We start from the raw sequence: 24,305 nt of genomic DNA, 5'->3' as shown, positions 1-24,305 counted from the left end.
TCCTGTAATAACTTTTATAGTCTAACCATTCGTATACTCTGATAACTTTCGCATGTAAAAGGAACGAATGAATAAGAAAAAGATGATTTCAACTACGCCAAAAATAATAAGGACGGCTGAAATTTCTTTGAAAAGCGATAAAGCAATTACATCTTGAAGCATTTTTGTTGCGAATATTGTATGAATGGATGCCATAATATACGGAACGAAAAATAAAATACTAAGTTGAATTGTTGCAGAGCGTTTCATTTCAGCATCCGTTACGCCAATTTTTGAAATCGCTACATATTTTTCTTGTTCGTTCGTTAAATCGGTATACATTCTGAAGTAAAGAACGCTGCCTGCTCCAATAAAGAAAATGATTCCTAAGAATGTCCCAATCAGGAAGTATGAAGCACTACCTGATGTTATTCTATATAATGAGTCTGCTGATTCATAGGAGCGTATAAGAGGGCCTTCGTATTGGAATTCCTGTCGATCTTTTTGTATTTTTTTCATAAAATCACTAGCAATTTCATACGTCTTTTCCCAGTTTTGTACGTTATAATTGTACGCTGATACATGCTTTGTTGTACTTGGTAAGTTGTTTACAACAACATCGGGTAAAATTAAAGTTTGATATGAAAAGTTAGATGGAATGGCCCCTGCTTGTTCATAGCCCTTTACTTGTAATATCGTATTTGTGCTAGAAAGTGTAATGGATTTTCTATTGAAGCTTGGCTCAAATTGGCTGAATAAGGTGAAATAAGCGCTATCGCTTAAGACATATGCTTCGTTATCGCTCATGAATAGTTGTTTCATTCGCAGGGAAGCTGCAAGTTTATTATAGTCACTTTGTTTTATTGCATAGATGTCATTGTAAGTCGTTATACCTTCATCTTCTTTCAGTGGTGTTTCATATAAATCAGCTTCTATCTTTTTATAAGAGAAATTTTCTTTTTGTAACTGCTGTTCAAGCCAAGTTAAATGCTTGTTAGCAAAAGGATTTGCGTCATATGAAAAATAAGAAAATGGAAAAGGTGAACTTCTCGTAACATCTAGCTTTGTAAACTTTCCAAAACTATATAAAAACGTAATCATTGTAAAAGCTACAGTAGATAGCATTGCTACAATAAAAAGCATATTGATATTCGTTCGAATACGACTTGCTAAATCCGAAATCCAAAGCATATTAATCCGTTTCATATAAAAATTTCTTCTTTTCTTTAAAATATAAATAAGTAAGAAACTAATTTGAGAAAAGAAAAAATATGTCCCAATTGTAACAAGTGCTGGAATCACAAAAATACTTGAAACCATATATATAACGCCTACTTGCGGGTTTATTGAGAAGAAATATTTAGGGTTTGCAGCTAAAATATAACCACCTAATAAACAGATAGCACCAAATAGAGAAATGGATATGGATGGTTTTCTTTCTTTTTGTTTTACATTGTTTGTATTTAAAAGGTGCACTGCTTTTTTTGTTCGAATAAGCATTGGTGTGAATGCAGATACAGCGATAAAGAGACCAAGAAACACAATCGTTGTTAAAATGAAAGCATTCGTAGGGATATATAAATATATCCCTGGTACGTGCGAAATTTTCGCTGTCACTAATAAGAAAAATTGCGAAAAAACAAATCCAAACTGCATGCCGAAAAAGATAGATAAAATACCAATTAACATATTTTCTGTAAAAACGAGACGATGTAATTGCTTTTTCGATATACCTAAAATGGTTAAAATCCCAAATTGTTTTTTTCGAACTTTTAAAAATGATCCGATTGAATATAGTAAAAAGAAGAAAGAGAACAATACAATGACAACTTCTGAAAAAATCATTAATCCTGAAATTTCAGAGATCATACTGAAATTTTGTAATTTCGGATGGAATAAATAAACGGCAAACGAAAAGAAAACAGCAATTGAAAAGGCACTGCTTAAAAAGTAGGCAAAATAAGCCCTTGAGTTGCGCGTTACATTTTTGAATGCGAATTGCCAAAATGTCATAATAAGTACCTCCCGATAGAAGGCCAATATGTAGTTTTATTGCAAAAAATGTATGAGAGTAAGTTCTCATACATTCTGCTAGCATATGTTACGATCATGCTTCGGTCACCTTCTCCGTATTTTCTGCTTGATTATTTGCAGCATTATGGAAGATGATTTTAATCGTCGTTCCTTTTCCAACTTCAGAATCTAGTTTGACAGAGTGACCTAAATAATCACAAATTTTACTTACAATATAAAGTCCCATACCAGTAGACTCTCCGAATATACGACCATTTTTTCCAGTGTAAAACGGTTCAAATACTCTTCGAACATCTTCTTGCGGAATACCAACGCCTTCATCACGAACTTCTAAAATAATATCTTTTCCGTTTCGATAAGCTGATAGAAATACTTTCTTTCCGCGTTCACCCGAATAACGAACAGCATTTGTCATTAACTGATAGATAATGAATTTTAGCCATTTTGCATCAGAAGCAACTTTTAAATCAGAATGAACTTCTAAAACAGGGAAGACACCATTACGAATGAATAGTTCTTTTAATCCGTTAATATTTTTTGTTACAGTATCTTTTAATGAAATCGTCTCAACGTGGAAATCTTCATGGAAGTTATTTAATCTTGCCATGTATAAAGCCATATCAAGTCCTTGATTGAGTCGTTCTAATTCTTTTTTAAACTTAGGAATTAAATGCTCATCTTCCATTTCCAGCACCATAAGTTGCATAACAGAAACGGGTGTTTTCATTTGATGCACCCAGTGATTAATGAACAATTGATGTTCCTGTTGTTTTACTTCATATGATTGTAGTTCTTTTTGGAAGAGACGGTATTGCGTACGCACGAGTTCATTGACACCGTGAGGCATCGGAGCGGTCGCTCTTTCAATAAACGCATCTTCCATTTTCTCTGGTTGCTCACTTAATCTATGATACATTCTACGGTTACGAACGTAACGGTAAGCGAGGAAACAAATGAATAAGTATAAGCTTAAAACGACGAAATAAAATTTATTATTTTGAAATCCATCTACTGCATCATAGAGAACGAAAATAATACCGAAGTTTAGTATGTACAGTAGAAAAAATGCAAAATGATCACGTAAAAATAGCTTCATGCTTATTCACTCCAAGTTGCGTTAAAACGATACCCAAGTCCACGTACTGTTTCAATAGCATTTTCAATACCAAGCTCATTGAACTTTTTACGAAGACGCGTGATGTTTACGTTTAATGTATTTTCCTCAACGAAGCTTTCATCGTCCCAAAGAGCCGCTAGTAAATCTTCACGACTTGCGGTACGAGGGAATTTAGATAATAACATTTCCGCTAAAATTGCCTCTTTCTTTGTTAAAAGAACTTGCTCAGATCCAAAATGAATTTCTGGACGCTCAGGGAATAATTTTAGCCCTTCTACTTCAACGATACGTTCAGAAATATTTGGTGCATAATCACCATAAATACGGCGTAATTGACCTTTAATTTTCGCCATAACAACGTCATAGTGGAACGGTTTCGTAATGTAATCATCCGCGCCACTTTCAATCGCCATAATTTGTTCCATTTCACCAGCACGTGCCGAAATGAAAATAATCGGACAAGTAGATTCATGACGAATTTGGCGGCACCAGTAGAAACCATCGAATTTCGGTAAGTTTACATCAAGTAAAACAAGATGTGGTTTCACTGCGTTAAACGATTCCATAATATCATCAAAGTTTTCAGTAACAACAGCGTCGTAACCGTACTTTTGAATGTGAGATTGCAGTAATGATGAAATATTTGGATCGTCTTCAACGATTAAAATTTTATACATATGTATATTCCTCCTAAAAAAACAATTGTAGCTATAGTGTATCATGTGTTTCAAGTCTTTTCATTATGTTGAAATATAAGCTAGTAAACAGTATAGGTCAAAAGTGGAAAAAGTAAAAAGGGCTGCATATATAATTGACAATTAACTAAAATCATTTTAACATTTAGATAAATATCTAAATGTCTAATTATCGAAAGGAAGAAAGACATTGAATCAAGCATTCAAAGCATTAGCAGATCCAACAAGGCGAAAAATTTTAGATTTATTAAAAGAAGGCGATTTAACCGCTGGGGAGATTGCTGAACATTTCAATATGACAAAGCCAAGTATTTCACATCACTTAAATGCACTTAAAAATGCTGAACTTATTCAAGATGAAAAGAAAGGGCAATTTGTTGTGTACTCTTTAAACACAACTGTCTTTCAAGATTTATTGACCTGGGTGTTTACGTTTACGAATAAAGGAGGAGAGGGGAAATGAGGAAGCATCTTGTCGCAATTATTTTAATTTTTATAACTGGTCTAGCTTGGGCTTATGCATGGCCAAATTTACCAGATACAATGGCAGTTCATTGGGGCACTGAAGGTGTGAATGGTTTTGCTTCCAAGTTTCATGCAATGCTGTTGCTACTTGGAATTATGATTTTCACCTATGTTTTATTAACAGTTACTCCTAAAATTGATCCTAAGAAAAAGAATTACGATAAATTTTCTAGAAGTTATACGATAATGAATTATAGCGTATTAGTAGTATTATTTTTAGTAAACATGCTCGTAATTGGGGTAGGAGTAGGTTACGAAATTCCGATGAATAGTACACCGTATATTCTTGTTGGCCTTTTATTTATAGTCATCGGCAACTATTTACCACAATGTAAACCAAATTACTTTGTAGGTATAAAAACACCGTGGACGTTAAGTAACGAAGAAGTGTGGAGAAAGACGCACCGTTTTAGCGGAAAGGTGTTTGTTGTATTAGGGGTTATTATGATTTTAAGTATTTTTGCACCGGCAGCATGGAAATCTTTCTTGGTGATTGGAATTATTATTGGGGCAGTAGGACTAACGATGGGGTATTCTTATGTTGCTTATAAGAAAGAGATAGGCGCTTAATAGAAAAATATAAAATTTATGGTGGGTGGAGTGATATTAATATATACCTTCATATCAGCAATAAAAGCATATGTTATTTATAACAAAGAACTAGCATAGAACGAGTGAATTAAAAACAGGGGAGTGCAGGAAAGATGAAGAAGCATCTTTTTGCAATTATATTAATTTTTACAACTTGTGTAGCGTGGGCATTTGCTTGGCCTCATTTGCCGGATACAATCGCGACACATTGGAGTGGTGGTAAGGTAGATGGCTATTCTTCTAAACTTTACGGAATGATTTCTATGGTTGGAATTATGATTGCGTTATATGTATTTCTAAATGTGATACCAAAGATTGATCCAAGGAAAGCAAATTATGAGAAATTTTCTAAAGCTTTTATGATGATGAATAACGGAATACTATTGCTACTATTTGTAGGGAATATGGATATTATTACAAGTGGATTAGGATATAACTTATTCATTAATCGGGTTCCTGAATTATTAGTTGGTGTTTTATTTTTAGTGATGGGTAATTATTTACCACAGTGTAAGCCTAACTTTTTCGTTGGGATGCGTAATCCTTGGACATTAAGTAATGAAGAAGTATGGAGAAAGACACATCGATTTAGCGGAAAAGTATTTGTGGCGCTAGGAATTATTATGATTATAAGTGTTTTTGCTCCGGCTGATTGGAGATCTTATATGATGCTCGGGATTATAGTAGTCGCTGTTATCATAACGAATTTATATTCTTACGTTTTATATAAAAAAGAAATGCAATTGTGAGTAATAAGCGATTGAATTACACTAATCAAATTTTATAGTTCTAGTTTTTATATGTTAAGAAATTATTTTAATACTCAGTGGAGATAACAAAGGCTCCCTGAGTAAATTTTTCGTTTTCGAGTCTGAAAATTCAGTTAAAAAGACAGTTTGGGGGAAGTCGCATGTTAGAAATTGTGAATTTTAGCAAGACATACAAAGGTGGCAAGAAAGCAGTAGATCATTTAAATATTACTGTTCAAGCAGGAGATATCTTTGGATTTATTGGACATAACGGTGCGGGGAAAAGTACAACAATTAAGTCGTTAGTAGGAGTTATAGATTTTGAAGAGGGTGAAATTTTTGTTGATGGACATTCAGTAAAAAAGGATCCGATTGCATGTAAGAGAGTAATGGCGTATATTCCTGATAATCCAGACTTATATGAGCAATTAACAGGAATTCAATATTTAAACTTTGTTGCGGATGTTTTTAAGGTGTCTGCAAAAGATCGGGAAAAGCAGATACAAAAGTACGGAGATGCTTTTGAGATTACACCGCACTTGGGAGATTTAATATCTTCGTATTCACATGGTATGAAACAAAAAGTGGCGATTATATCAGCGGTTTTGCATAAACCGAAATTATTAGTTTTAGATGAACCTTTCGTTGGTCTTGATCCAAAGGCTGCTGTAGTATTGAAAGGTATTATGAAGGAGCTTTGTGAAAAGGGAAGTGCGATTTTCTTTTCTACGCACGTTTTAGATGTGGCGGAGAAGTTATGTAATAAAATAGCGATGATTAATAGAGGGAAATTAGCACTTTCAGGGGAAGTGAATTCTTTAATAAAGGAAGGCTCATTGGAAGAGCTCTTTATGAAGGAGCTTGCTAATGAATACTAATAGTTTAGGTCTTTTGAAAATCCGTTTGATAACGCAGCTCGGTTTAAACACTTTTAAATACGAAAAAGATAAGAAAAAGAGGCAGAATAAGATTTTGCTGACAGCATCTATTGCCCTAGTTGGTGTCATGCTAATGTTATATTGCGGAACCTCGGCATATGGATTGGTGAAACTAGGAATGAGCGAAATTATTCCAGTTTATGCACTAGTTATTAGCAGTATATTAACGTTGTTTTTCACTATATTTAAGGCAAATGGAGAAATTTTTGCTTTTAAGGACTATGATTTTTTAATGTCATTACCGATTCGTGTAAGTACTGTTATTGCAAGTAGATTTTTGTATTTATACTTGCTGAATACGATTTTTTCAATCATAATCATGCTACCAATGGGAGTTGTGTATTGCATACATGAGAATCCATCAGTTTCTTTTTACTTTATGTGGTTCATCAGTATGTTTGTAGCATCTTTAATCCCAACAACAATAGCAGCGATTTTTGGAGCTGGGATTACGGCAATCGCTTCTAAATTTAAAAATACGAATAAAATAACTACGATTTTAAGTTTTATAGTAATTATTACATTCGGTTTCTTTATGATAAAAAACGGAAATGCTCAATATAGCCTTAATGATATGAACGGGATTGGTGCAATTGTTTCAGAGCAATTAACGAAAGTGTATCCATTAGCTAACATGTTTCAAAAGGCAATTGTTCATGCTGATATTGTAGCTTTTATCCTGTTTGTTGGGATATCAGTTATTTGGTATTATCTTTTTGTAAAAATACTTTCGCTAAAATATAAGCAAATAAACACAAGGATCTCCACTTATCACATGCTTTCAAATTATGAGATTAATAGTATGAGAAAAGAAAGTGTATTGGTTGCATTGTATAAAAAAGAGAGGAAGCGTTTCTTTTCTTCTACAGTGTATGTCATAAATAGTGGAATGGGAGTCGTGATGGCGATAGCTTTCTCGCTGGCTATAGTTGTAGTAGGGCCAAGTCAATTGATAGCGTATCCTGGAATTGAGGAGATTTTGCAAAAGTTTGCGCCATTTGCTATTGCAGCAGCGATTTCGATGACGTGTACAACAAGTGTGTCATTGTCATTAGAAGGAAAAAATATATGGATTATTAAGTCGTTGCCTATAGCGCCAAAGATGATTTATGACAGTAAAATTCTTATGAATCTTTCATTAAGTATACCTGCATCACTTATTAGTGCTGTATTACTGATAATAGGGTTAAAACTAGATGTTTGGAGTTCTCTTTTAATCGTACTAACACCAATAACATATTCATTCTTTTCGGCAGTATGGGGGATTTTTATTAATAATCGATTTGGTTATTATGATTGGGTATCAGAAACTCAAATAGTAAAACAAAGTGTAGGATCGTTTGTCGGTATGTTTGGTGGCTTAATTACGGCTGTTATACCTGCCTTTTTAATCGGTACTGCTACTATCTCGAACTACAGAGTATTTACTTTGGGAGTTATTATAGTGCTTGCGATTATTACTATTTTCTTGTATAAGAACGAGTCGAGAAGAAGTATAAAGTGAAACTTTAATCAGTGGGGGGGGTTCATCCTCCACTGATTATCAGCCCGACTCCCACCTAACTTCTTTGCTCCATCTGAATTTTGAGGTGGGAGTTTTACTGCCCGCAAATAGCGGGATAAAATAAAAAGCTGCTTTTCCTTTAAAGAGGAAGAGCAGCTTCTTTATTTTCAAAAAGTTTAGACCTTTATATTACTTTTTAAAACAGGTATCCATATTTCGCTTCTGAAATTCGGTGAGGACACCTCTTTACTTTCATTCCACAATATTTCCGGTCCTTCCGCTAGTTCGTAGTTTGAAGAGGGGAACCATTCAGAATAAATACGTCCCCATACATTTTGTAATGCATCAGGAAATGGACCGACAGCTTCAAATATAGCCCATGTTGAAGCTGTGACTTCAAGTTGCGCGAATTGCTCTGGACAATCTTTCGTTGTGGCTACTCCAATATAATAATCGAGTTCGCCTTTTTCCTCCATTCTTCCTTCAGAAAAGTTAGTAGATGCACTAATGATTCCATCGGGTTCCACATTTGAAAGCATCTTTAATGTTTGAATGGACTGTGGGTTTAAACTTTTCCACATAGAAGCAATTTCTTCATTTACACCATTGAAAACGATTGGTACTCGTTTTGTAATACCTATAATTCGAAATGAGTCTTTTTCTTCAATTCGATAGTGCATTTCATTTCCTCCTTGAATAGATAATTGGAAGGTCATTGGTGAATAAGCTTTCAAAAAATGACTAGTACTTCGAGCTTCTGAAGGCGTTATGCCATGCAAATTTTGAAATGCACGTGCAAATGAATCTGGTGAATTGTAGCCATATTTTATAGCAACATCAATGACTTTTATATTGCTGTTTTTTAGTTCAAAGGCAGCGAGAGTAAGACGTCTACAGCGAATATAATCTGACAGTGATATGCCAGCTAGAAATGAAAACATCCTTTTAAAGTGATACTCGGAGCAGAGTGCTAGCCTCACAACTTCTTTAAAATCAATTTCATTAGTAAGGTTATCTTCAATATAGTGCATTGCTGCATTCATATTTTTAAGTGAATCCATATTATGACCTCCTCTGTACATAGAATAGCAGGAACGAAATAGCTCCATCCGACATTTCGTGCACAACTTTGTAGGTAGCTTTTTCACCTTACAAAAATGTAATGTTCCTGTAAGGAGAATGAATGGATGGTATGATATCCCAATGTTATAGTAACAAAGTACTTTCGTTCATTAGGTTAAATTATGGTGTCTTTACTCATATGCCTTACATAACTGTCATGTTTGTGTAAGAAACATCGATAGTGGCAAGAGTAGGGAATGTATATAGTTGAAAATAGAGAATAGAAGAAATGAGGGATGTCGAGATGAAAACAGTGTTAGAAGCAAAAAATATTACAAAAGTGTATGACACGGGTGGAAATAAATTTGAAGCGTTAAAAGGTATTAACTTACAAGTAAAAGAAGGTGAGTTCGTTGGAATTATGGGACCTTCTGGTTCTGGTAAGACGACGCTTTTAAATGTTCTTTCTACAATTGATAATGCGACGAACGGTGAAATTTTAATTGATGGAAAAGACATTGTGAAGATGAATGATGATAAGTTGGCTTTATTCCGCCGCGATCATTTAGGTTTCATCTTCCAAGATTATAACTTATTAGATACGTTAACGGTGAAAGAGAATATCGCGTTACCTCTTGCGTTATCAAAAGTGAAGGCAAGTGAAATTGATCGACGCGTTCTTGAAATCTCAAAGAAGTTTGGTATTGATCATATTTTAAGTCAGTTCCCATATCAAGTATCTGGTGGACAGAAGCAGCGCTGTGCGGCATCACGTGCAATTGTTACAAATCCGAGTATGATTTTCGGGGACGAGCCAACTGGAGCGCTTGATTCTAAATCTGCAACAGATTTACTTGAAAGTATGAAGTCGTTAAATGAATATGATAACTCAACAATTTTAATGGTAACGCACGATGCATTTGCGGCAAGTTATTGTAAACGAGTTGTTTTCATTAAAGATGGTGAGTTATATAAAGAATTACATCGTGGTGAATTAACACGTAAACAGTTCTTCCAACAAGTCGTTGACGTAATGTCTTCCATTTCTGGAGGTATGGCTGATGACCTTATCTAGCATTGCCCTCCGCAACATACAGCGGAACTTTAAAGACTACTTTGTATATTTTGCATCTATGATTTTTAGTATCGTTATTTACTTTACATTTAAAGCACTGCAATATAATTCACAAATGGAAAAAGCAGCGGAAGCTTCTAAAAAAATTAGTGGAGCATTCCAAGTTTCTAGTGTGATGCTTATCATTTTCGTGGCAGTGTTTATTATATATTCGAACGGATTCTTTACACGTAAACGTAAAAAAGAAGTTGGATTATATTCTTTACTAGGTATTCGTAAAAGACAAATTGGTAAAATGCTCTTTTATGAAAATATGTTAATGGGATTAATGTCTTTAATTATCGGGATTGCAATCGGTAGCGTTCTTTCAAAATTATTCCTTGAGTTATTAGTAAGTATGATGGGACTAAACTTAAATGTTCATTTTGAAGTACCGATGGCTGCGATTATTGATACAGCAATTATTTTCTTTGTGATTATTTTATATACATCACTTCAAGGATATCGTTTAATTTATCGCTTTAAGTTAATTGAACTTTTCCGTGCAGAGCGCGAAGGAGAAGCAATGCCAAAAGGCTCAGTTATTATGGCATTAATTTCAGTGTTCTTAATCGGTTCAGGTTATTTCTTAGCGTTAATGTACATGAAAGCAGTTATGTATGCAGACTTTATGGTCGTTGCATTATACATTTTATTGGCGACAGTAGCAGGGACTTATTTATTATTCATGTTCTTCACAGTATTTGTATTGAAACGTGCAAGAAATAATAAGTCAGCGTTTTATAACGGTATGAATATGGTAACGACATCACAGTTACTATATCGTATTAAAGGAAACGCGAAATCACTTGCGACAATTGCTATTTTAAGTGCAGTAACATTAACGGCGGTTGGTACGTCAGTTACGATGTATTACAATACATTCACGCAATCAAAAGTAGCTGCACCATATAGTTATTCTTATGAGAAAAAAGATGAATCATTAGATAAAAAAGTAAATGAAATACTTGCTGGAGAGAAGAATAATCATCCAGTGACATATGAAGCAGAAGTTGAAATGATTCCTGTGAAAGGAACATTTAAAGGTGAAAGAGCGGATCAAGTTCTGAACACACACTATAATATTACGAATCAGTACGAGCTTATTTCTCAATCAAACTTCAATGCACTTGCGAAACATTTAGATGTAGAACCTGTAAATTTAAGTACGAATGAAGCTTTTGTATACGATAGCTTATATATTGAAAAGCTTGATTTTGGTCCTCTTTACACAGGAAATACAGCTGTATTCCCTGTTGGAAATGAATCAAAAGAGTTAAAGATTAAAGGCGTAAATAGTAGAAGTGTTACAAACTTAAATGAACTATTTGTAATCGTTCCGGATCAAACATATGAGCAAGCGAAACAAGTAAACGAAACGCGCATTGTAAAAAATATTGATGTAAAAGGTGAGCGAAATAGTAAAGAGTTAACAGCGAAATTAACAAGCATTATGCCAGCTGGTGAATCAGAAGTTTTAAAACCATTTAACGATTTCTATACAGGATTCCAAATGGGACTGGAAACGACAGGTTTAATGATGTTCATCGGACTATTTTTAGGATTAGTCTTCCTATTAGCGACAGGCTCAATTATTTACTTCAAGCAGTTAACAGAAGCTAGTGCTGATCGTGATCGTTACGTTGTCCTTCATAAAGTTGGTGTAACGAAGCAAGAGATGAAGAAAGCTATCGCAAAACAAGTGAGCTTTATCTTCGCTATTCCGTTAGTAATCGGTATTTTACACAGCTTATTTGCACTAAAAGGATTAGCAAATATATTACCATTTGAAATTATGATCCCGCTTCTAATTAGTATTGGAGTATACGGTGTCATTTATATTGGATATTACTTCTTAACAGTTCGTTCTTATTATAAGATTGTGAGTGCGAAATAATAAGTGAAGCTGTAAGAAAATAAAGTAGCCATTCACCTCATTTTTTATGAGGTGAATGGCTACTTTTAGTTTTATAGAAATAATTAACGCGCATCGATTATGTCGATGAAACTAAAAGTATGTTTCCGGTCAAAGGTATCTATGCATATTAAAGAACGTTTCAATGGGTTTAATTCAATTACAGTCATATAACGTGTAGGGAAATAACCATCTTTATAATAAGTGATCAATATTTCTTTTTCTGAAATGAATGAGCGTAATAAATTGTCTTCAATTTTTTCTCTATCATCATATGGTGATGCTTTTCGCGATTCTTTCATGTCAGCAGATTGTTTAGACATAATAGTTATTTGAGCCGATTTTGATATATTTGTACTACTCATGCTTTCTATGCTCCTAATAATATATTTTCTATATAGAAAGGTTAATCACTATGGAAGTAGCTGTTACTTATAATTGCGTAAGCAACTTATGTTAGTTTTATTATGTATAGAACGAAGAAATTATGGATGATTGAAAGACTAATTTGCTTAGTAATAAAAAATTACCAAAGTTATTAACTTATTTATAGTAATTTATTTGTCATTCTTGTACTTTTTTGAAGAGGATTAAAACTTTATTAAGTTGAGTTTGGATGAAGGAGAATAAATCGGCTTGAGGAAGGCGAGCTAGTATGACAACTATCTCACCTTCTATCAAGAAAGCGTTTTTATATAACTGTATGATTTTCACGATATTGTCTAGGAGTCATACTAGTGATTTTTTTGAAGACTCTTGTGAAATAACTTTGATCATTAAAATTAAGCCAGGCACAAATATCTGATAATGGATAGGTCGTTAATGTTAATAACTTTTTAGCTTCTTCTACCCGTTCTCTCTGGATGCATTCAATTAAAGGAATCCCCACTTCTTTTTTTAACAATTTTGATAAATAAGTAGGGGAAATATGTAAAAGGTTAGCAAGGTCATTGAGAGTTATTTCATCGTAAATATGTTTGTGAATATGATTTAGGCACGTAGTAATGGAATTAGAATATGCTTGATTACTATATTCTTTCACACGTTCTGCAAAAGTACATAATGCATCTTCAATTAACCTATTTACGGAATACATGTTATCTAGCTTTTCAATGGTCTGGATATATAAAGTACCGAGTGAAAAAGCAATATCTGACGGAAGATTACCATCTATCGCATATCGAATAGCTAGTGTAATTGCGATAATACCGTTATTTTTTTGATTTCTCAGTTGATCTCCTTTGGATGAAATTGCCGCATCTTCTTGAGGGAAGGAATACGCATATTGTATGACCTTTTCTTTATTGCCTTCTTTAATTGCTGAAAAAAATTTACGTTCCAATGATATGTCATAATTTTGCGGATCATGCCGGCGACGTTTTGAAATATATAGATCAGGATTTACGATTTTATAAGAAACATCCTCGAGCAATTTATTTTTTTCCCAAACAATATCGCGATCTAATTTTTTATTGAAAATTACGTAATGTAACCAAATACTTATATCAATTAGCGTACTTTTTTTTATCTCGGGTAGAAATTGATAGTAGTCTACTCCTTGTTGCATTTTATTATTACAGTTGAAATATTTCATAAGTTTAATAGCCATTTCATCTGATACTTTTGGATAGGTAGTAGGGCCGATTATAATCGTTCCTTTTATCTGTTCATGATCAGTTATATGGATGCTAATGAAATTCTCAAGATACTTATTCCCTTTGAAAATTGGAAAATTACAAGGAGTATTTTCTTGATAAAGTTCATTCAGATGTTCTTCTTTAGAAGAATAAAACGGACTGCCAATCGTATGAGAAGTAGATTCATACACAATTTTTCTATCAGTAGATAAAAATTGAACAGGTACATGAAAAGTGCTGTGTACAAGGTCGCATAAGTGCTGTAGGTCGATGGAATTATTCATTGTCTTCTCCTTTTAAATAGTTTTGAAGTACTAAATATGTATACTTAAATCTACATGCATTTCTATAAGATATAAATTTCTTGTTATTTGAATTTTTTCGCTTACACGAAAAGGATTACATATATTGGATAATGATGAAAGGTGAGTTACAGATTCATTTCCGCACATGTTGTATGAAAATAGACGTAGTGATGGTACCTTCCATAAAATTTCTTTTTATATCCATTATACCAAATTAATAAATGTAAAAGAGGTATTTATATATGGAATACGAAATGTTTCATGTATAAGAATGAATGCTAGATACTGCTTTTTAATTCTTCATAAAATCTTAAGAAATCTCCTCAATTTTTGTTAAGAAACGATAGTTATACTTAGAAACAAGTTAAAAACTATTGAACGAATGGAGGGAGGTTTATATGCAGCTCATAACATTCTTACACGAATTTATTAAACATCCGAAACATACTGGTGCAATTGCGCCCAGTTCAAAAATATTAGCAAAGAAAATGGTAAATGTAATTGATTTTAATAAAGCAAAGTGCATCGTAGAGTTAGGTCCTGGTACAGGAGTCTTTACGAAAGAAATTATGAAGAGAAAGAAGAAGGAAACAATATTTCTTCTTATTGAAATTAATGAAGTGTTTTGCAAAGAGCTAAAGAGAAAGTTTAAAGATGAGAAGAACGTCATTGTTGTGCACGGTTCAGCTGAAAATATAAAGAAGTATATGGAAGAGTTCAATATAGAATGCATTGATTACGTCTTATCAGGATTGCCTTTTACTTCTTTACCAGAAGAAGTTTCAAAACGCATTTTAAACAATGTAATGGAAGCGATACATGAGAATGGGGAATTCATTACATTTCAATATTCACTTGTGAAAAAAGGATTTATACAGCATTTCTTTCCGGAAATTACACTAGAAAAAGTGTGGCTCAATTTCCCGCCAGCTTACGTCTTTAGCTGTAAAAAAGAGCTAAGGAGAGCGTATGCATAATGGAATTACATGAATTATTATCATATATTGAGCAGTACGGTTATTGGGCGTTATTTTTCTGTTTATGGTTAGGCATTATCGGTATGCCGATTCCAGATGAAATGATTGTGATGAGCGGTGGTTTTGTATCTTCACTAGGCGTATTAAGTGTTATTCCTGCGTTTTTATTAACATATTTAGGTGTTGTATCCGGGCTTTCTTTAGGTTATATACTAGGGAAAATCTTTGGTGTAAAAGTACTAAACAAGTTGATGAAAAAGAAAAAAGCAAAATATGTTATGAAATCGCAAGAGATGGTAGAGAAATATGGTCATTATGCGTTAGTTACAAGTTACTTCATACCAGTTGTAAGACATATCGTGCCGTATTTAGTTGGGATGAATAACATGTCATTTAAGACGTATGCTTTATATTCCTATACGACAGGATTTGTTTGGATACTCGTTTACTTTGTGCTCGGTTCTTTATTTGGACAACATATTAACAGGATTGTAGCAATTGCTATAGAGTATGGCGTGTATTTTGGCGGGATTGTTTTTGTTGTTGCGAGTGGTGTTTATTTGTATAAGCAAAGAAGAAGTACGGTGATGAGTAAATAAATAGAATAAAGGTTTATGCTTATTGAGAGTAGTATAAAAGGGAGAGTTATTTTGTAGAATAACTCTCCCTTTTACTGTAATAGCTTCTCATTACTTACATTAGGTGTTGTTTGAAATACAATTATATAAATTGTTAATATGATTGTATTGATTAGATTAGCTAATATAGTCATAAAATCACTTGATGGAGTGACAGGAACAAAGATTGAAAGTGCGGCAGAAGCAAGTGGAATGAACTTTTGTAGCGTAGTTAACTTTCCATCTTTATGAAGCTTCGAAGATTTAAAGAAGCAAAGTAAGAAAATAAAGGATGTAAATAATAATCCTAAATATCTCCATCCATATTCAATATACCAAGGTAAAAAGCTCATTCTCGATGTGAAAATAAATAAATTGAATACTAACGTGCTAATGATTAGCGTATTTAAAATCGTGATATTTGTCTGTTCCTTCATTTGAATTAAACTCCGAAATTTATTTTATTGAGATGTTTTTGCCATTTCCATAAATCTTTGTTCAATTTCATCCAATTCGAATGAATGGCATATTCTGCGGTCTTCTGTATCTAAAATTCTATAGTGTTGAGATAGCATATTTTGTTGTATTTTATAACCGTTTAATTCTTTTATTTGTCGCCACCATACTTTTCCTCCTAAAGTCTTCGGGAAGTTCGTATTGTAATGTGTAAAAGCAATCGTTTTTATAATTTCATTCACATCATCTCCGAATGTCATCTGGACTGTATCGCTCTGTTCAAAGAGTGTTACGACACAAACTGCTCCTGTCCATGTTAGCGTGCGTCTTCCTTTTTCAATTTCCACTAATGTTTTCTTCGATAGACCAATAATTTCTGACATTTTATCTTGTGATAAATCACTTTCAACACGGATGAGTTTTAATTTTGAATTAACGAGTTCAATAAATTCTTGTTTATTCATAATACAGCTCCTTTTTTAATATGGTGTAAAATTACACTAAAGGTATAATTTTGTCAATGATAGTGTAAAGGGTTACTTTTGTTTATTTTGATATTGCTAATTACTATTTCACTTTTAGTTTAAGAAAATGTTAAGAAGCTATATGAGTTTTTATTAAGAAATACGCTATATACTGAGAAACGTCTTACAGAAAAATATAATGAAAGGCGGAGTATAGATGAAAAGATTTATTTTTGGATCGTTACTTGTTATTGTGGCAGGAGCCGCATATTTATTAAATGGGAGTAAGCTGTTAGATCAAATGAATCCCTTTCTTGATATAGAGAATCATTATGCAATTATTGATACAGATGGAAAAGAGTTAGGCGGAAATAAAAGTCGTGAATATACGGTGAAAGCTTACGATCAGGATGGGAAGGAAAAAGAAGTTACAATTAACGGAGTAGATGAATTGCCAAAAGGTTCATACTGGCATGTGCTCACGAGTGGCAAGTTCTTACATGATAAAGTGCAAGTAACGATAGACAAAATTCCTGATGGGGCGAGGGCTAAGTTAGGACTGTAAGTATAAAACCGATTCTTAATAAAGGAATCGGTTTTGCTATTTTATGGTAAAATGTAGTAGGAGGGGGCAAGAATGATGCTACTCATTGTTAGTCTTATTTTAATTGGATTTATGTGTAGTATGAGAATAGTATCCTTACATATGATAGAACGAGAAAAGATAGAAGAGCGATATGTATATTGTCCAAAATGTAATGCGAAAATTAGGAGAGGTAATTCCGCTCCTTTTTGTTCGAAATGCAATGTAACATTTTAACTATATTAAGTCCAAAATCACTTTGTATGGTTTTGGATTTTTTATGTTGAAAAATCACAGCACGATTTCAGAAAAATGAAAGAGAAAATGATGTTCTCTTTCGCCCTTTTAGTTAAAATGGGGTGTACATAACAAGGATATTTTAAGTGGAGTGTTATATTTGGGAATTCTCATCGTAGTAGGATGCCTATTAACAGGCATCATTTTTATTGGTCTAAGTATTTATAGGTTTGTAAAAGAAATAAAAGAAACAGATTCAAAGAAAGACAAATGGATAATAGTGGCGCGGGATTTTCTAGAGCTATTTAGCGATCCGCTGCACGGAGCGCCGTTCTACTTTTTAATTGGTGCGCTCTTTTTTGTAGTGGGGCTTTTATTTCTCTCTATGGGAATGGGATGGGTTGAAATTGATTAGTTGAAGCTAGAGAATCAATTATATAGTCGTAGTGTTAAAAAGGAGAGAGTAAATGCCAATTATAAGAGATATCCGAGTAAGTTTTCTAAAAAGAAAAGAGAATATAAGTAGTCTAGAGGTATTAAAATTAACATCCTCCAGCAACTACGATGAAGAGATATCTTTTTTTAAAGAAACGAGCTGTATTACTTCTTTATATGGACGACATATAAAGAAGTTAAGAACAGAATATGAAAAAGGTATTTTGATTTACTGTGTGGATGATATTTCATTATTAAATCAGTGGGAGAAGCAATATCGAATTTTTCCTGAATATATGAATGTGTTTGTAGAGTATGGGAGTGAAAAGGATTTTTTGTATTTATTAGATCGAGAGAAAAAAGAATTGGCTCTTCGTATTGTACACTCTGAAATGAAGAATTTAGCTGGAAAATATGATTGGGATATAGAGGTGTTAGAAAAAGCATACAATAAGATACTGGATTTGGATTATAAAAATGAACTTGTATATATAAAGAAGAGTAGTCCAAATAAAAAATATGTATGTAGTATAATTTGTCAACATGAAGTGGCTTATGCTGATATTTACTTAGAAATAAGAGAGTATAGAACGAGACGGTTAATCAAAAAGGAAAAGCTTATTAGAGAAGAAGATATGTATAAAATGTTTAATCATGTCAGTGACGTGGCATGGAAGTTAAACCATAAAGTGATGTTGATGAACGACAAAGGGAAAACTATGTGGATGTTAACCTTTTTAGAGAAAAACGATCCAGATAATTTAGTTTGGAAGATGGAAAGAATTGAGGAAAGTTGATGAAAAAGAGCTTGAAACCATTCAAGCTCTTTTTCATCATTATTTATGTCTTAACATGCGTTCAACTTCATGTACACTTAATTTGCTTGCTTGAGAAATCGTTTCAAGAGGGATACCAAGTTCATACATACCTTTAATCACTTGTATTTTTCCTTGTTGAATCCCTTTTTCCATGCCTTTTTCCATACCCTTTTCTATGCCTCTTTTCATTCCTTCTTTCTCTGCGTGGGCAAATTTTGCAGCCTCATCCATTAAAACCTTTTCCCTCGCTTCATAGGCTTGGCGAAAAGAGGAGTCTTGACTCATACGTTCCCATTTATTTAATGCCTTTTGTAAAATAGGATCTTGGTTCATAGCAATATCCTCCAATGTTTTAGTTAAATGCTCATCCTCATTTGCTGGAAGTAATAAGAGCCAACGAGCAAACGGGTCTTTCCACGGATTGACTTTTTCTTCATGCCATTGCAGTGTTAATTTTGGAATTTCTACAATGTGGATTTCTATGTCATCACTTAGTAGTTTCTGTTGTTGTGTATTCCATAATATACTTGTCGAATGGAAGGCTTTTTGTTCTGAAAACATTATGAAGTTTAATAAATTTATGGTGATGGTTTTATGAAGTGAGCTATATGGCATGCCCTTTTGTAATTGAGATGTGTATAGTCTTCCCCAATAATATAAACTGCGTTTCATCATATCGTGATTATTATTGAGTTGTATTTCTACATTTACTTTTATTCCTGTGTTTAATGTCGCTGAAATGTCTAAAATAGATAACTTATCCTCTTCATGTTCCCGGTGTAAATGTGGATCTTCTAGTTGTAGAGAAGCGATGGGTGATTCTAAAGAATCTTGTAACATTGCATTTAAAAATGCAATTAGAATATCTTCACTACCATTCGTACCAAACAATTGTTTAAATGCAAAATCAATGCGTAAATTAACTAACTGTTGGTTGAACACAGCTTTTCCTCTCCCTTGTATATCAGGTTGCCTCTTTCCCTCATTGTACCTAAAAAGAACTAGGCCATGCAAACAGACCTTTCTGTCATTTTGTTAGTAGTATTATTAGAAAATGAAAGGCAAGTATGTCTATGTTATACTCTAGTGAAATCAAAAAAAATTTTGTTTATATTGAAGAAATTGAAGAAAAGGTGATACATATGCAAAAAGATATTTTGAAGCTATTATATAAGTTGAATTAAAAGGTTACAGCTACTGTTTGTCGAAATATAATAAGTAACATATATTGACAAATGGAGCGGAGCAAAATGACACATGTACACCAAAACGAAAAAGAAAGCCTACTTGTAGCAATGAAAACGACTAAAACGAAACGAATGTATGAACGTTATCAAACGATCTATTTCTATGTACAAGGCTTTTCTATAAAAGAAATAATGAACATGATTGGTCGTTCTGAAAAAACAATCTATAATTATGTGAATGCTTACAAAGAAAAAGGATTGCATGGCTTACTCATGGGACAATCAACAGGAGCACCACGTAAATTAGCCCCTGAACAAGAACAGGAGTTAGTTCAAGTGATTGCATCTCATCTACCCGTTGATGTTGGATTTCCAGCTAAACATAATTGGACTTTATCCATTATCGCTTCTTTCATTAAAAGAGAATGGAACGTAAGTTACACACTTCGCGGGGTGTCTCGACTTTTACATGATTTAGGGCTTAGTTACACAAAACCGACGTATACATTAGCGAAAGCAGACCCGGTGAAACAACAAGAGTTTAGGGAAGTTACCTTCCCCGCCTATAAAAAAAAAACTTTTAAACGAGGAGATTGACCATCTTCTGTTTCAAGATGAGTCCATGATCCGCGATTACCAAGCACTGCAGCATACATGGTTTTTAAAAGGAAAACAACGCAGTATTCCTACTTATGGGAAACACCAAGGTGTTAAACTTATTGGTACACTTAATTATGAAACCGGTGAGTTAGTTTGTGTAGAAGAGGAGCGGTATGATGCCGAAGCATTTCTTCGTTTTCTTCAGCATGTACTTGAACTGTATCCCAACGGGAAAATAGCTCTTATTCTAGATAATGCGCGTATTCATCATGCGAAGCTCATCCAACCACTTTTAAGGAAACACTGTCATCGCTTAGAATTAGTGTTTTTACCTCCCTACAGTCCCGATTTAAATTTAATTGAAGGGGTATGGAAATGGCTCAAATCAGACATCATTCATAATGTTTTTTATTCATCGATTTATGAAATTCAAAAAAATGTACAGGCTTTTATTCAGGAATTAAATCGCACACCTGAAAAAGTGATCGATCGATTATGCATTCGATTGTAATCTTTTAATTCAACTTATATAGATAGAAAGCAAAGTAACTATGAATTTCCTGCCTTTGATAATGAATATATGGATATTTCGCAAGTGAAATTCTCTCTTTTCTTTAAAGGTACTAAGGATTGGTTAATGGTGTTTCAAATTCTCGGTGTAGGTTCATTAGGTGTATTTAATGATATTCAAGTATATGGCGATAGAATGAATCATTCAATTGGTGATGACGGTATTTTGCAAGTAAATGATGGAGATTATGAATTATTTGATAATAAAGGTGAATTTATACCGGATATTCATAACGGTAGTTTAAAAATTCGTGATCATCATTTTGAATATCAATTTACAGAAGAAGATTATGCGAATAATGGAATAGAAGTGAAAACGAAAGAGTCTTATCCAATATATTTCATGCGTATGCTGGCTACTAATGAAGAAGCTAGAAAGTTATTATGGTGGGATAAAGAAGAAGTTTTAGAAGAGTTCGGTTTAAAAGGTGATTGGGAAGTAGCTTATGAAACGGAAGAGTGGCAACATGTTGAAGAAGAGAAAGTAAGTGAAAATGAATTCTTCCAATCAGTAGCTGCAGCGATAGAGAAGCAAGATCCAAGTGTTATTGTAGATAAGGATGCTAATACGCACTGGAAAAATTGGGTGGAGTTTGATTACGAAAACTTATATTAAAAATTAAAGAGTAGATTAAAATGCCTTGCTAATAAAAAAGAAGAGCCAAAGTGTTGAAACTTTAGCTCTTCTTTTTGCATTACACAACCGCAGGATTATAAATCATCGTAAAGTGCCCTTGTAACAATTCAATATGACACGGTGTATGTAGAGAGCTTTCACCATCTGTATCTACTTCTTTTTCTTCTTCTGTTTCAATATGAATGGATTTAGCTTTGACGTGGAAGATGTCATTTTCATTTGAGTCTTCAAATAGTTTCTTTCCGATATAATCTTTAAAGGCTTGAATGCCTGTTGATTTGACTACGAAAATATCAAGTGTTCCGTCATCACATTTCACGTTCGGAATAAAGGACGGGATACCGCCAAGATATTCACCGTTTCCAACCATAACAAGGACAGCTTCGTCTTCATATACTTGTCCGTCGTAAGTAATTTTTACTGGGAATGTTTCAGCGTTTTTGACAGTTCGAATGGTACTTAAGTAGTAACCGATTTTACCAAGCTTTGCTTTCTCTTCTGCATCAATATTGTTTGATACTTCAGATACGAGTCCAATGCCCCAGAAGTTTAAAAAGTGTTGTCCGTTTGCTTTTGCAACATCAATTGGTTTTACATGTCCTTTTGTAATGAGTTTCGCTGCTTCTGCAATATTTTGCGGAACACCAAGTGTGCGAGAGAAGTCGTTGCAAGTTCCGCCTGGAATGATTGCAAGTGTAGGTCTAGTTTCAAGAGGGGCTAAGCCATTTGTGCATTCAAATACAGTCCCGTCACCACCGAAGACGATAATTAAATCTACTTTACTAGCAAACTTCTGACAATATTTTGTTGCATCACCTTGCTTTTTCGTATGAAGGATATGTAGATCAGGAAAAATTGCGGCAAGAGGTGGTACGATTTTCGTTAAATTTGTATGTAAGTCGCCTTGACCGGCTTTCGGATTTACGATGAGGAGTACTTTTTCAAATTTTGTCTTTGTCATTTTTATTCTCTCCCTTTGTTTTTTACGAATTGTGATAGAAAATAAACTTCCATCAATAATTGATGGAAGTTTATTTTATTATATTTATTCCGTTACAACTGAAGCGATAAATGGTAAGTTACGATATTTTTCTGCGCAGTCGATACCGTAGCCAACGATAAATTCGTCTGGAATTTGGAAGCCAACATACTCAGCTTTTAAGTCCACTTTACGGCGCTGAGGTTTATCAAGTAACGTACAGAATTTCAATGCTTTTGGTTTATGCATAAAGAAGTGATCTTTTAAGAAGTGAAGTGTTAAACCAGAATCGATAATGTCTTCTACGACAATTACGTTTTTTCCAGTAATGTTTACATCGATATCTTTTAATAGTTTTACTTTTCCAGTTGTTTCTGTTTGATTTCCGTAGCTAGATGCAGAGATAAAGTCGATAGTTACTTCGTTTTTAATATGACGAATTAAATCAGCAGCGAATACGAAAGATCCTTTTAATACAGCGATTACAACGATTTCTTCTCCTTCAAAATCACGTTCGATTTGAAACGCTAGTTCTTTTACTTTTTCTTGTAATTGTTCTTCAGAAATTAAAGTGTCTTTTATTTCAATTTTCATTTGAATCCTCCTACAGTGTAAAACTTGTGAACATTTCGACTGTAAAGGATAGAAAGAAAAAAGTCAAAGAAGATATAAGGTTTTTACAGAAATCCCCACAAAATAGTCAGATGATATGATATACTGATTACATTAAGAAAACGCTTCCATAAAGGGTGATTATGATGAAAAAGAAAGAGTATACAAGTGCAACATTTATAAAAGCATTACTTTTAACAATTGTTCTTGGTAGTTTGGCTTACATAATTGATGTACCAGCGATTCGGATTTCACTAATTGGAATGACTTTAGTATTAGGCGCAATTTCCCACGGTATGATGTCACAGCTACAAGAAGCTGGAGTCGATCATATGAAAGATCATATAGATGAGAAATGAGAAACCTTCACGTATAGAGAGTGAAGGTTTTTTGTTTCTTACAAAAATGTAAGGTAGTTGTAAGGCAAATCGATAGTTGCATAGTAGTGTTTTGGATAAACTATAAGTGTAAGGTAAAAGGCAAGCATATTTTAGGTAAATTAAGTTTTAGGCACTCTATATGTGAAAAAGGAGTAGGAGGGCATGGAGAAACGTTGGACGACCTTTTCTTTTTTAGCAACTAGCAACACCGTAATGCTAGCTGGCGAAATGGATTTTTTGCACTTGTTTGATCGAGAAGACGATCATTCTTCTTCTAAACTTACAATGAAATGGAATAAATGGAGCGAAAGTTGTAGGTTGGAAGAAGAGGCCCCTAACGAAGAGCAAAAGATTATTTTGACAAATCCTATTAAAGCGTGGGTTGTTCAACGTCGTAAGTGTAACGTCAAAAATCACTTAAAGAAAACTGAGCCGAGACAATTAGTTATCACTCCGGCCCTTTCTACTTCTAAGTCACGTGAAAGTAACAAATAAATATCGAGGCACATCAAAAAAAGCATTGTATTATACGATGCTTTTTTTATTTTTACGAAAAGTCCCTTTGCGTAGAACAGATTTGCTATGATT

At 33.6% G+C, this 24,305-nt stretch carries 27 protein-coding genes and 1 pseudogene; 17 read left to right on the top strand and 11 right to left on the bottom strand.

The window, feature by feature from the left end:
- Positions 1 to 21: 21 nt before the first annotated feature.
- From ACP6L7_RS21105 to ACP6L7_RS21095, 3 genes are all read right to left on the bottom strand, one after another.
- Positions 22 to 1,992, bottom strand: a complete 1,971-nt coding sequence (locus ACP6L7_RS21105; protein WP_097829535.1) for an FtsX-like permease family protein — start codon at positions 1,990 to 1,992, stop codon at positions 22 to 24.
- 94 nt (positions 1,993 to 2,086) lie between these two features.
- Entirely contained in the window at positions 2,087 to 3,109 is a 1,023-nt protein-coding gene (locus ACP6L7_RS21100) for a sensor histidine kinase (protein ID WP_097829536.1), read from the bottom strand.
- Between the two features lie 2 nt (positions 3,110 to 3,111).
- Positions 3,112 to 3,807: a response regulator transcription factor gene (locus tag ACP6L7_RS21095; protein ID WP_000276732.1), complete on the bottom strand. Its 696-nt coding sequence runs from the start codon at positions 3,805 to 3,807 to the stop codon at positions 3,112 to 3,114.
- Between the two features lie 208 nt (positions 3,808 to 4,015).
- Here ACP6L7_RS21095 and ACP6L7_RS21090 point away from each other — a divergent pair, with 208 nt between their 5' ends.
- The 5 genes from ACP6L7_RS21090 to ACP6L7_RS21070 all read left to right on the top strand — a co-directional run bounded on the left by ACP6L7_RS21090 (position 4,016) and on the right by ACP6L7_RS21070 (position 8,132).
- The gene (locus ACP6L7_RS21090; protein WP_097829537.1) at positions 4,016 to 4,288 is read left to right on the top strand and encodes an autorepressor SdpR family transcription factor; all 273 of its coding nucleotides are present in this window, start codon (positions 4,016 to 4,018) and stop codon (positions 4,286 to 4,288) included.
- Complete coding sequence (locus ACP6L7_RS21085) at positions 4,285 to 4,920, top strand: SdpI family protein (protein WP_097829538.1); 636 nt, start codon at positions 4,285 to 4,287, stop codon at positions 4,918 to 4,920. Before ACP6L7_RS21090 ends, ACP6L7_RS21085 begins: the two co-directional genes overlap by 4 nt.
- A gap of 134 nt (positions 4,921 to 5,054) precedes the next feature.
- Complete coding sequence (locus ACP6L7_RS21080; protein ID WP_097829539.1) at positions 5,055 to 5,690, top strand: SdpI family protein; 636 nt, start codon at positions 5,055 to 5,057, stop codon at positions 5,688 to 5,690.
- A 161-nt stretch (positions 5,691 to 5,851) separates the two neighbouring features.
- A complete protein-coding gene (locus tag ACP6L7_RS21075) occupies positions 5,852 to 6,568 on the top strand; it encodes an ABC transporter ATP-binding protein (protein ID WP_097829540.1) in 717 nt (238 codons plus the stop codon).
- On the top strand, positions 6,558 to 8,132 hold the full coding sequence (locus ACP6L7_RS21070) for a permease (RefSeq protein ID WP_097829541.1): 1,575 nt from the start codon (positions 6,558 to 6,560) through the stop codon (positions 8,130 to 8,132). Before ACP6L7_RS21075 ends, ACP6L7_RS21070 begins: the two co-directional genes overlap by 11 nt.
- A gap of 176 nt (positions 8,133 to 8,308) precedes the next feature.
- Here ACP6L7_RS21070 and ACP6L7_RS21065 read toward each other — a convergent pair whose 3' ends face one another.
- Entirely contained in the window at positions 8,309 to 9,193 is an 885-nt protein-coding gene (locus ACP6L7_RS21065; protein ID WP_097829542.1) for an AraC family transcriptional regulator, read from the bottom strand.
- A gap of 305 nt (positions 9,194 to 9,498) precedes the next feature.
- Here ACP6L7_RS21065 and ACP6L7_RS21060 point away from each other — a divergent pair, with 305 nt between their 5' ends.
- Both ACP6L7_RS21060 and ACP6L7_RS21055 read left to right on the top strand, forming a co-directional pair.
- The gene (locus ACP6L7_RS21060) at positions 9,499 to 10,269 is read left to right on the top strand and encodes an ABC transporter ATP-binding protein (protein WP_097829543.1); all 771 of its coding nucleotides are present in this window, start codon (positions 9,499 to 9,501) and stop codon (positions 10,267 to 10,269) included.
- On the top strand, positions 10,256 to 12,205 hold the full coding sequence (locus ACP6L7_RS21055) for an ABC transporter permease (protein WP_097829544.1): 1,950 nt from the start codon (positions 10,256 to 10,258) through the stop codon (positions 12,203 to 12,205). The genes ACP6L7_RS21060 and ACP6L7_RS21055 overlap by 14 nt, the downstream gene beginning before the upstream one ends.
- Before the next feature lie 83 nt (positions 12,206 to 12,288).
- Here ACP6L7_RS21055 and ACP6L7_RS21050 read toward each other — a convergent pair whose 3' ends face one another.
- Both ACP6L7_RS21050 and ACP6L7_RS21045 read right to left on the bottom strand, forming a co-directional pair.
- Positions 12,289 to 12,588, bottom strand: a complete 300-nt coding sequence (locus ACP6L7_RS21050) for a YolD-like family protein (protein ID WP_097829545.1) — start codon at positions 12,586 to 12,588, stop codon at positions 12,289 to 12,291.
- Between the two features lie 326 nt (positions 12,589 to 12,914).
- A complete protein-coding gene (locus ACP6L7_RS21045) occupies positions 12,915 to 14,144 on the bottom strand; it encodes a helix-turn-helix domain-containing protein (RefSeq protein WP_097829546.1) in 1,230 nt (409 codons plus the stop codon).
- A 419-nt stretch (positions 14,145 to 14,563) separates the two neighbouring features.
- Between ACP6L7_RS21045 and ACP6L7_RS21040 the strand changes: the two genes are divergently transcribed.
- Together ACP6L7_RS21040 and ACP6L7_RS21035 are read left to right on the top strand one after the other, a co-directional pair.
- On the top strand, positions 14,564 to 15,142 hold the full coding sequence (locus ACP6L7_RS21040) for a class I SAM-dependent methyltransferase (RefSeq protein WP_097829547.1): 579 nt from the start codon (positions 14,564 to 14,566) through the stop codon (positions 15,140 to 15,142).
- Complete coding sequence (locus ACP6L7_RS21035) at positions 15,142 to 15,741, top strand: DedA family protein (RefSeq protein WP_097829548.1); 600 nt, start codon at positions 15,142 to 15,144, stop codon at positions 15,739 to 15,741. The genes ACP6L7_RS21040 and ACP6L7_RS21035 overlap by 1 nt, the downstream gene beginning before the upstream one ends.
- A gap of 71 nt (positions 15,742 to 15,812) precedes the next feature.
- Here ACP6L7_RS21035 and ACP6L7_RS21030 read toward each other — a convergent pair whose 3' ends face one another.
- Positions 15,813 to 16,196 (bottom strand): hypothetical protein, encoded by a 384-nt coding sequence (locus tag ACP6L7_RS21030; protein ID WP_097829549.1) that lies wholly within the window; start codon positions 16,194 to 16,196, stop codon positions 15,813 to 15,815.
- A gap of 24 nt (positions 16,197 to 16,220) precedes the next feature.
- Positions 16,221 to 16,679 carry a helix-turn-helix transcriptional regulator gene (locus ACP6L7_RS21025; RefSeq protein WP_097829550.1) on the bottom strand — a complete coding sequence of 153 codons (459 nt, stop codon included), beginning with the start codon at positions 16,677 to 16,679 and terminating at the stop codon, positions 16,221 to 16,223.
- Positions 16,680 to 16,896: 217 nt separating this feature from the next.
- Between ACP6L7_RS21025 and ACP6L7_RS21020 the strand changes: the two genes are divergently transcribed.
- The 4 genes from ACP6L7_RS21020 (at position 16,897) to ACP6L7_RS21005 (ending at position 18,731) form a co-directional block, all read left to right on the top strand.
- Positions 16,897 to 17,244, top strand: coding sequence for a YxeA family protein (locus ACP6L7_RS21020; protein ID WP_097829551.1), 348 nt, complete (start codon positions 16,897 to 16,899; stop codon positions 17,242 to 17,244).
- A 75-nt stretch (positions 17,245 to 17,319) separates the two neighbouring features.
- Positions 17,320 to 17,499, top strand: coding sequence for a hypothetical protein (locus ACP6L7_RS21015; protein ID WP_097829627.1), 180 nt, complete (start codon positions 17,320 to 17,322; stop codon positions 17,497 to 17,499).
- A 160-nt stretch (positions 17,500 to 17,659) separates the two neighbouring features.
- The gene (locus tag ACP6L7_RS21010; RefSeq protein ID WP_097829552.1) at positions 17,660 to 17,914 is read left to right on the top strand and encodes a hypothetical protein; all 255 of its coding nucleotides are present in this window, start codon (positions 17,660 to 17,662) and stop codon (positions 17,912 to 17,914) included.
- Between the two features lie 52 nt (positions 17,915 to 17,966).
- Entirely contained in the window at positions 17,967 to 18,731 is a 765-nt protein-coding gene (locus ACP6L7_RS21005; protein WP_097829553.1) for a hypothetical protein, read from the top strand.
- A gap of 39 nt (positions 18,732 to 18,770) precedes the next feature.
- On the opposite strand, the gene ACP6L7_RS21000 is transcribed toward ACP6L7_RS21005, so the two are convergent.
- Positions 18,771 to 19,694, bottom strand: a complete 924-nt coding sequence (locus ACP6L7_RS21000; protein WP_097829554.1) for an Rpn family recombination-promoting nuclease/putative transposase — start codon at positions 19,692 to 19,694, stop codon at positions 18,771 to 18,773.
- Between the two features lie 308 nt (positions 19,695 to 20,002).
- Between ACP6L7_RS21000 and ACP6L7_RS20995 the strand changes: the two are divergent.
- Together ACP6L7_RS20995 and ACP6L7_RS20990 are read left to right on the top strand one after the other, a co-directional pair.
- Positions 20,003 to 21,050, top strand: a pseudogene (locus ACP6L7_RS20995) (IS630 family transposase).
- An 18-nt stretch (positions 21,051 to 21,068) separates the two neighbouring features.
- The gene (locus ACP6L7_RS20990) at positions 21,069 to 21,725 is read left to right on the top strand and encodes a DUF7003 family protein (protein ID WP_430529422.1); all 657 of its coding nucleotides are present in this window, start codon (positions 21,069 to 21,071) and stop codon (positions 21,723 to 21,725) included.
- 79 nt (positions 21,726 to 21,804) lie between these two features.
- Here the strand turns inward: ACP6L7_RS20990 and ACP6L7_RS20985 are convergent, their stop codons facing one another.
- Positions 21,805 to 22,707, bottom strand: a complete 903-nt coding sequence (locus ACP6L7_RS20985; RefSeq protein WP_097829555.1) for a diacylglycerol/lipid kinase family protein — start codon at positions 22,705 to 22,707, stop codon at positions 21,805 to 21,807.
- A gap of 84 nt (positions 22,708 to 22,791) precedes the next feature.
- Positions 22,792 to 23,319 (bottom strand): hypoxanthine phosphoribosyltransferase, encoded by a 528-nt coding sequence (gene hpt / locus ACP6L7_RS20980; protein WP_097829556.1) that lies wholly within the window; start codon positions 23,317 to 23,319, stop codon positions 22,792 to 22,794.
- A 161-nt stretch (positions 23,320 to 23,480) separates the two neighbouring features.
- Here hpt and ACP6L7_RS20975 point away from each other — a divergent pair, with 161 nt between their 5' ends.
- The gene (locus ACP6L7_RS20975; protein ID WP_002073368.1) at positions 23,481 to 23,696 is read left to right on the top strand and encodes a hypothetical protein; all 216 of its coding nucleotides are present in this window, start codon (positions 23,481 to 23,483) and stop codon (positions 23,694 to 23,696) included.
- Positions 23,697 to 23,879: 183 nt separating this feature from the next.
- On the top strand, positions 23,880 to 24,212 hold the full coding sequence (locus ACP6L7_RS20970; protein ID WP_097829557.1) for a hypothetical protein: 333 nt from the start codon (positions 23,880 to 23,882) through the stop codon (positions 24,210 to 24,212).
- Positions 24,213 to 24,305: the final 93 nt, after the last annotated feature.

The sequence above is a fragment of the Bacillus silvicola genome (genome assembly GCF_050524305.1).
GTDB classification, from domain to species: Bacteria; Bacillota; Bacilli; order Bacillales; family Bacillaceae_G; genus Bacillus_A; species Bacillus_A cereus_AT.
The sequence above is the reverse complement of the archived record's forward strand: the minus strand, read 5'-3'. Positions and strand labels throughout refer to the sequence as shown.

Coding starts and splice junctions, on each gene's coding strand:
- ACP6L7_RS21105 (WP_097829535.1), bottom strand. CDS start 1,992: ATGACATTTTGGCAATTCGCATTCAAAAATGTAACGCGCAACTCAAGG.
- hpt (WP_097829556.1), bottom strand. CDS start 23,319: ATGAAAATTGAAATAAAAGACACTTTAATTTCTGAAGAACAATTACAA.
- ACP6L7_RS21065 (WP_097829542.1), bottom strand. CDS start 9,193: ATGGATTCACTTAAAAATATGAATGCAGCAATGCACTATATTGAAGAT.
- ACP6L7_RS21035 (WP_097829548.1), top strand. CDS start 15,142: ATGGAATTACATGAATTATTATCATATATTGAGCAGTACGGTTATTGG.
- ACP6L7_RS21015 (WP_097829627.1), top strand. CDS start 17,320: ATGCTACTCATTGTTAGTCTTATTTTAATTGGATTTATGTGTAGTATG.
- ACP6L7_RS21055 (WP_097829544.1), top strand. CDS start 10,256: ATGACCTTATCTAGCATTGCCCTCCGCAACATACAGCGGAACTTTAAA.
- ACP6L7_RS21100 (WP_097829536.1), bottom strand. CDS start 3,109: ATGAAGCTATTTTTACGTGATCATTTTGCATTTTTTCTACTGTACATA.
- ACP6L7_RS21045 (WP_097829546.1), bottom strand. CDS start 14,144: ATGAATAATTCCATCGACCTACAGCACTTATGCGACCTTGTACACAGC.
- ACP6L7_RS21085 (WP_097829538.1), top strand. CDS start 4,285: ATGAGGAAGCATCTTGTCGCAATTATTTTAATTTTTATAACTGGTCTA.
- ACP6L7_RS21020 (WP_097829551.1), top strand. CDS start 16,897: ATGAAAAGATTTATTTTTGGATCGTTACTTGTTATTGTGGCAGGAGCC.
- ACP6L7_RS20975 (WP_002073368.1), top strand. CDS start 23,481: ATGATGAAAAAGAAAGAGTATACAAGTGCAACATTTATAAAAGCATTA.
- ACP6L7_RS21080 (WP_097829539.1), top strand. CDS start 5,055: ATGAAGAAGCATCTTTTTGCAATTATATTAATTTTTACAACTTGTGTA.
- ACP6L7_RS21075 (WP_097829540.1), top strand. CDS start 5,852: ATGTTAGAAATTGTGAATTTTAGCAAGACATACAAAGGTGGCAAGAAA.
- ACP6L7_RS20970 (WP_097829557.1), top strand. CDS start 23,880: ATGGAGAAACGTTGGACGACCTTTTCTTTTTTAGCAACTAGCAACACC.
- ACP6L7_RS21060 (WP_097829543.1), top strand. CDS start 9,499: ATGAAAACAGTGTTAGAAGCAAAAAATATTACAAAAGTGTATGACACG.
- ACP6L7_RS20985 (WP_097829555.1), bottom strand. CDS start 22,707: ATGACAAAGACAAAATTTGAAAAAGTACTCCTCATCGTAAATCCGAAA.
- ACP6L7_RS21095 (WP_000276732.1), bottom strand. CDS start 3,807: ATGTATAAAATTTTAATCGTTGAAGACGATCCAAATATTTCATCATTA.
- ACP6L7_RS21070 (WP_097829541.1), top strand. CDS start 6,558: ATGAATACTAATAGTTTAGGTCTTTTGAAAATCCGTTTGATAACGCAG.
- ACP6L7_RS21050 (WP_097829545.1), bottom strand. CDS start 12,588: ATGAGTAGTACAAATATATCAAAATCGGCTCAAATAACTATTATGTCT.
- ACP6L7_RS21040 (WP_097829547.1), top strand. CDS start 14,564: ATGCAGCTCATAACATTCTTACACGAATTTATTAAACATCCGAAACAT.
- ACP6L7_RS21025 (WP_097829550.1), bottom strand. CDS start 16,679: ATGAATAAACAAGAATTTATTGAACTCGTTAATTCAAAATTAAAACTC.
- ACP6L7_RS21005 (WP_097829553.1), top strand. CDS start 17,967: ATGCCAATTATAAGAGATATCCGAGTAAGTTTTCTAAAAAGAAAAGAG.
- ACP6L7_RS21030 (WP_097829549.1), bottom strand. CDS start 16,196: ATGAAGGAACAGACAAATATCACGATTTTAAATACGCTAATCATTAGC.